At 59.2% G+C, this 5,471-nt stretch carries 6 protein-coding genes; 4 read left to right on the forward strand and 2 right to left on the reverse strand.

The window, feature by feature from the left end:
- Positions 1-448 (reverse strand): MFS transporter (locus E0F99_RS28580; protein WP_130909083.1); only part of this gene is annotated, 448 nt, incomplete at its 3' end.
- A gap of 241 nt (positions 449-689) precedes the next feature.
- Between E0F99_RS28580 and rbsK the strand changes: the two genes are divergently transcribed.
- The 3 genes from rbsK to E0F99_RS28595 are packed head-to-tail and all read left to right on the forward strand — an operon-like array spanning position 690 to position 4,014.
- The gene (gene rbsK, locus E0F99_RS28585; protein WP_083358389.1) at positions 690-1,610 is read left to right on the forward strand and encodes a ribokinase; all 921 of its coding nucleotides are present in this window, start codon (positions 690-692) and stop codon (positions 1,608-1,610) included.
- Positions 1,611-1,639: 29 nt separating this feature from the next.
- The gene (gene fucP, locus E0F99_RS28590; protein WP_083358390.1) at positions 1,640-2,971 is read left to right on the forward strand and encodes an L-fucose:H+ symporter permease; all 1,332 of its coding nucleotides are present in this window, start codon (positions 1,640-1,642) and stop codon (positions 2,969-2,971) included.
- Positions 2,968-4,014, forward strand: coding sequence for an aldose 1-epimerase family protein (locus tag E0F99_RS28595; protein ID WP_083358391.1), 1,047 nt, complete (start codon positions 2,968-2,970; stop codon positions 4,012-4,014). Before fucP ends, E0F99_RS28595 begins: the two co-directional genes overlap by 4 nt.
- Here E0F99_RS28595 and deoR read toward each other — a convergent pair.
- Complete coding sequence (gene deoR, locus E0F99_RS28600; protein WP_083358392.1) at positions 4,011-4,769, reverse strand: DNA-binding transcriptional repressor DeoR; 759 nt, start codon at positions 4,767-4,769, stop codon at positions 4,011-4,013. The genes E0F99_RS28595 and deoR overlap by 4 nt on opposite strands.
- Before the next feature lie 128 nt (positions 4,770-4,897).
- Between deoR and deoC the strand changes: the two genes are divergently transcribed.
- The coding region (gene deoC / locus E0F99_RS28605; protein ID WP_130909084.1) for a deoxyribose-phosphate aldolase at positions 4,898-5,471 on the forward strand (574 nt) is incomplete at its 3' end.

Raw genomic sequence — 5,471 nt, forward strand, 5'->3', positions numbered from 1 at the left:
CCAAAGGTGCCAGGATCGGCGACACACTCATCACCAGCATCAGCAAGGCCATCAGGCGTGCGGCTTCATGGCCGGTGTACAGGTCGCGCACGATCGCCCGGGGAATGACCATGCCAGCGCACGCACCGAATGCCTGCAGGGCACGAAAACCAATCAGCACCTCGATGGTCGGCGCCAATGCGCAACCGACGCTGGCCACGGCGAAAATCACCAAGCCGGCATAGATCGGCGGCTTGCGACCGAATACATCGCTGATCGGGCCGTAAAACAACTGGCACACACCGATGATCATGAAGAACACCGTCAGGCTCATCTGCACCGCCGCCGGCGAAGCCTGCAGGCTGGCGCCGAGGGTGGGCAGGGCGGGCAAGTAGCTGTCGATGGCGAACGGGCCGATGGCGGTGATCAACCCCAGCAGCAGGGCTAGGTGGGCAATGCTTCGAGACATGGGGTGTTCCGGGTGACGGCAAAAGATCGGCCAGCTTAGTGAGCGACCGAGGGGTATACAAGATGGCGTTTACATAGGCGCTACATTTTTGGGCCCGCCCCTTGTCGCGACGGCTCAATGCCATCAGCCATTGATCTCTCAGCACAAGAAAAAGATTGAATATTCACACCTGATGTTATTTAAATAACAAAACAAGAGCGCCATAACCCGCTGGGTCGTGCCGCAACAAGGTGGAAGAGTAATGAGCAAGATCGCAGTCATCGGCAGCAATATGGTGGATTTGATCACCTACATCGACCGCATGCCGGGCCAGGGCGAAACCCTGGAAGCGCCGGGCTTTGCCTTGGGTTGCGGCGGTAAAGGCGCCAACCAGGCGGTGGCGGCAGCCAAGCTTGGGGCCGATGTATTGATGTTGAGCAAGATCGGCGACGACATGTTTGCCGACAACACCCTGGCCAACTTCCAGCGTTTTGGCATCGACACCCGTTATGTGCAGCGGGTGCCTGGCGTATCCAGCGGCGTAGCGCCGATTTTTGTGCGGGCCGACTCCCACAACAGCATCTTGATCGTTAAAGGCGCCAATGCGCACTTATCGCCGGTGGATATCGATGCGGCAGCGGCCGACCTGCGTGAGTGCACGCTGATCGTGCTGCAACTGGAGATCAACCTGGAGACGGTCTACCACGCCATCGAATTTGCGCACCGCCATGGCATTGCAGTGCTGCTCAACCCGGCGCCCGCTCTGGCCGGGCTGAGTGCCGAGCACTTGGCAAAATTGGATTTCCTGATCCCCAACGAGTCCGAACTGGCGTTGATCACAGGCCTTACCGTTGACTCGCCGGACTCGGCCCGTAGCGCCGCACGCACCCTGGCGGTCAGCGGCATCCGCCACGTGATCGTCACCCTCGGCGAGCACGGCGCGTTGTACGTAGGGGAGGAGGGCGAGTTCCAAGTGCCGGGCCAGCGGGTCGACGCCCGCGACACCACCGGCGCCGGTGACGCCTTTATCGGTTGTTTCATTCAGCACTGGAACCGCGACGGCAGCATTCGCCAGGCCATGGAGCAGGCCGTGGCGTACTCCGCGTGCTCAGTCACCGCGCGGGGTACGCAGACCTCCTATCCCGACAGCGAAGCATTCGCCCGCTTCCAGCAACGGCACTAAGGCCCTTCAATTCAGCCCGGAGAACAATAATGAACAAACCTGCGCTGCAACAGACACCCGATGGTTTCTACCTGAATCGTACGCCCTGGTTCGCCTTTATCCTGCTGTGCAGCATCTTCGCTTTGTGGGCCGCGGCGGCGAGCATGAATGACGTGCTGATCGCCCATTTCAAGAAAGCGTTTTTGCTCAGCGATTTCCAGACCGCCTTTGTGCAGTCGGCGTTTTACCTGGGCTACTTTTTTGTGGCGATCCCGGCCGCGATGGTGGTACGTCGCTTTAGCTACAAGAGCACGATCCTGATCGGCCTGTCGCTGTACATGCTGGGCTGCCTACTGTTTTTCCCGGCGGCGTCCACCGCCAAATACGGGATGTTCCTGCTGGCGCTGTTTGTGATTGCCGCTGGCCTGTCGTTTCTGGAAACCGCGTGCAACACCTATTCGACGCTGATGGGGCCACGGGAAACCGGTACGCGGCGCCTGAACATCTCGCAGACCTTTCACCCCTTCGGCGCGATGGCCGGGGTGTATGTGGGCAGCTTCGTGATGTTCAAGGACACCGACGCCACCACTGAACAACTCAAGCAGATGAGCGTCTCCGAGGCCGCTGTGCAGCAGTTGCAAATGATCCAGTCCACGCTGCTGCCCTACAAGTGGATGATCGCTGTGCTGGTGCTGATGTTTATCTTGATCGCCATCACCCGTTTTCCCGCCTGCAAGGGCAATAAACCTGCCGGCAGCAAGCCGGGCAGTATTCGTCAGAGCCTGGGGCGGTTGTGGCGAAACCCGCGTTTTACCTTTGGTGTACTCGCGCAGTTCCTGTATGTGGGGGCGCAGGTTGGCGTGTGGAGTTTTACCATTCGCCTGGCCATGCAAATGGGCGGCATGAATGAGCGCAGTGCTTCATGGTTTCTACTGACTACCTTTGCCGCCTATTTTGTCGGCAAGTTGATTGCCAATTTGCTGATGCGACGTCTGCACCCGGCCAAGGTCTTGGTGATCTACGGGGTGCTGTGCATCGTACTGTTGGCCTACACGATTCTGGTGCCGAACATTTCGGCGGTATATGCAGCGGTGGGCGTCAGCATTTTCCTTGGCCCGTGCTGGCCGACCATTTACGGCCTGACCATCGATGGCCTGGGTGAAGACACCGGCGTCGGCGGTTCATTGCTGGTAATGAGCATTGTCGGTGGCGGGGTGATTCCGATCTTCCAGGGCCTGTTGTCCGACGCCAGCGGGGGCAACATGCAGCTGGCCTACAGCGTACCGTTGCTGTGCTTTATCGTGATCGTGATGTATGCGGTCAAATGCCTGCGCCAGTCAGAAACGTCATCCACCGGTGCCGCAGCGGCGGTGGCCTCATGAACACGCGCATTCCACTGTACCCTGCGGTATTTGCCGAGCAGGAAAAGACCCTTTTGCAGTCTGAGGATTTCAAGGTCAGTGCCTGGACCTACCCATCCGGCGTACTGGCCGTGAGCCTGGAGAACTGCCGTGGACGTTTGGTCGTGTTGCCTTATCAAGGGCAGATGATCTGGTCGGCAGTGTTTGAAGGCTGCGACCTGACCATGCGCAGCCTGTTCGAACAACCCAGGCCTTGCCCGACGATCATCGACACTTATGGCTGTTTCATGTTTCACAGTGGGCTGCTGCGCAACGGCTGCCCGGCGCCGGATGACACCCATGCCTTGCACGGCGAAATGCCCTGCGCGCCGATGGACACGGCCTGGCTGGAACTGGGCGAGGATTTTGTGCGCCTGGGCGGTTCGTATCAATATGCCAAGGGCTTTGGCGATCGCTACCGGGCGTGCCCGAGCGTGACCCTACGCGCCGATTCGGCCTTATTCGATATCGACATGGCCGTGACGAACCTGGCTGGCAAGCCCATGGACCTGATGTACATGGCCCACATGAATTACGCCTATGTGGCCGGCGGCCGGTTTGTCGAGCCGTTTGGCATGCAGCGGCTGCACCTGCGTACCAGTGTGCCGGACCACGTCAAGCCGACGCCCGACTGGAGTGCCTACATGGCGCAACTGACCGAGCATCCAGAGCAGTTGGCTTGCCTCGAGCGGCCCGAGCTGTACGACCCTGAAATCGTGTTTTTCTTCGACGGCGTCGGTACAGACGCCACGGGCCACGCGCATTTCCTGCTGGAGCATCCCGATGGCGCGGCGTTCTACACCCGTTATCGCCCCAAGCAATTTGAACACGCCGCGCGCTGGATCCTGCACACGCCGGATCAGCAAGTGGCGGCGTTCGTACTGCCATCAACCTGCGAACCCGAAGGCTATAACGCGCAGAAAGCCAAAGGTCACGTACGCTCGCTGGCGGCCGGGGCCAGCGCCTCGTTCTGCGTGACCACCGGTTACTTGAGCGCGCAGGAGCGGCGTAAGTTGTTGGATTAAACCAGCAACTGCGCGCCGCTGGCCTGGATGAGCTCTTTGTAGACACGGGGGATTTTCTTATCGCTGACCACGTACTGAAAGTCTTGCAGGGTGGCGAAGTGAGCGGTGCGCACCGTGTCGAACTTGCTGAAGTCGGCGAGCAACACTCGCTGCTGGGCCTGGCGCAGGACCTTTTGCTTGACCTCGACCTCATTGAAGTTGAAGCACGTCACGCCAAATTCCTGGCTGACGCCGGCGGCGGTCACGAAAGCCCACGTCAGGCGCACGCTGTCGAGAATGCTGCTTTCGGCGTTGCTTTCAAACACTTGGTTCTTGCGGTGAAAGGTGCCGCCGCACAACACGATGTGGCAGTTGGGTTTGTTCTGCAGCTTGAGCAGCACATTCAACGAACTGCACACGGCGGTGAATTCCAGCTCATCAGGGATGAAATCAATCACAAAGGGCGAGGTGGTGCCGCAGTCGAAAAACACCGTGTCACCGGGCTGTACCAGCCGGGCGGCGAGTTTACCGATGCGGCGTTTTTCCTCGACGTGGCGCGTGTCCTGGTCGGCTACGCGGTAATCGCTGGCCTCAGTGCCGACCCGGGTGATGTAGCCGCCTAACAGACGCAGATGCTCGCTGAAGTGATTGAGATCACGGCGCAGGGTCATCTCGGAAACGTCCAACAGCGCAGCCATTTCCTTCAGGTGAATAGCGTTCTGATCCTGTAAGGCTTGTTGGATAAGCTTGAGTCGCTCGGCTTTTTTACTGTCCACGCGTATTCCAGGGCTTGATTGTTTGTGTTAGATAAGTAACATTTAATGATATTATTGTAACGCTTTAATCTGAGCGCTGTGACAAGCGCACCACGATCATTGGCAACATACAGGCAAGGGCACGTTAAATGAATACACTTCAACCGGGAGCATTGGCCAAGTACATCGATCACACCTTGCTGGCGCCCGACGCCTCCCGTGAGCAGATTCGCACCCTGTGCGAGGAAGCCATGGCGCATGGCTTCTATTCGGTGTGCTTGAACGCCGGGCAAGTGCCTTACGCTGCTGCCTGCCTGAGCGACAAGGCCGTGGTGATTTGTGCGGTGGTGGGCTTCCCACTGGGCGCCGGCTTGAGCGACACCAAGGCCTTTGAAGCCGAACGGGCGATTGCCGCCGGGGCAGGGGAGATCGACATGGTGCTCAACATCGGCTGGCTGAAGGATGGACTGCTGAAGGCGGTACGCGAGGACATCTCCTTGGTCCATAAAGCCTGCGGCGCGGTGCCGTTGAAGGTCATCCTGGAAACCTGCCTGCTGAGCGATGAGCAGAAAGTCCAGGCGTGTGAAATTTGCCGGGATTTGGGCGTGGCATTCGTCAAGACCTCCACAGGGTTCAGCAAAAGTGGCGCTACCGTTGAGGACGTTGCACTGATGCGCAAAACAGTGGGCGCGGGCGTTGGGGTCAAGGCGTCCGGTGGCGTGC

The sequence above is a fragment of the Pseudomonas antarctica genome (assembly GCF_900624995.1).
GTDB classification, from domain to species: Bacteria; Pseudomonadota; Gammaproteobacteria; order Pseudomonadales; family Pseudomonadaceae; genus Aquipseudomonas; species Aquipseudomonas antarctica.

Bases quoted from the DNA above. Each gene is read 5' to 3' on its own strand.
- rbsK (WP_083358389.1), top strand. From the start codon at position 690: ATGAGCAAGATCGCAGTCATCGGCAGCAATATGGTGGATTTGATCACC.
- fucP (WP_083358390.1), top strand. From the start codon at position 1,640: ATGAACAAACCTGCGCTGCAACAGACACCCGATGGTTTCTACCTGAAT.
- E0F99_RS28595 (WP_083358391.1), top strand. From the start codon at position 2,968: ATGAACACGCGCATTCCACTGTACCCTGCGGTATTTGCCGAGCAGGAA.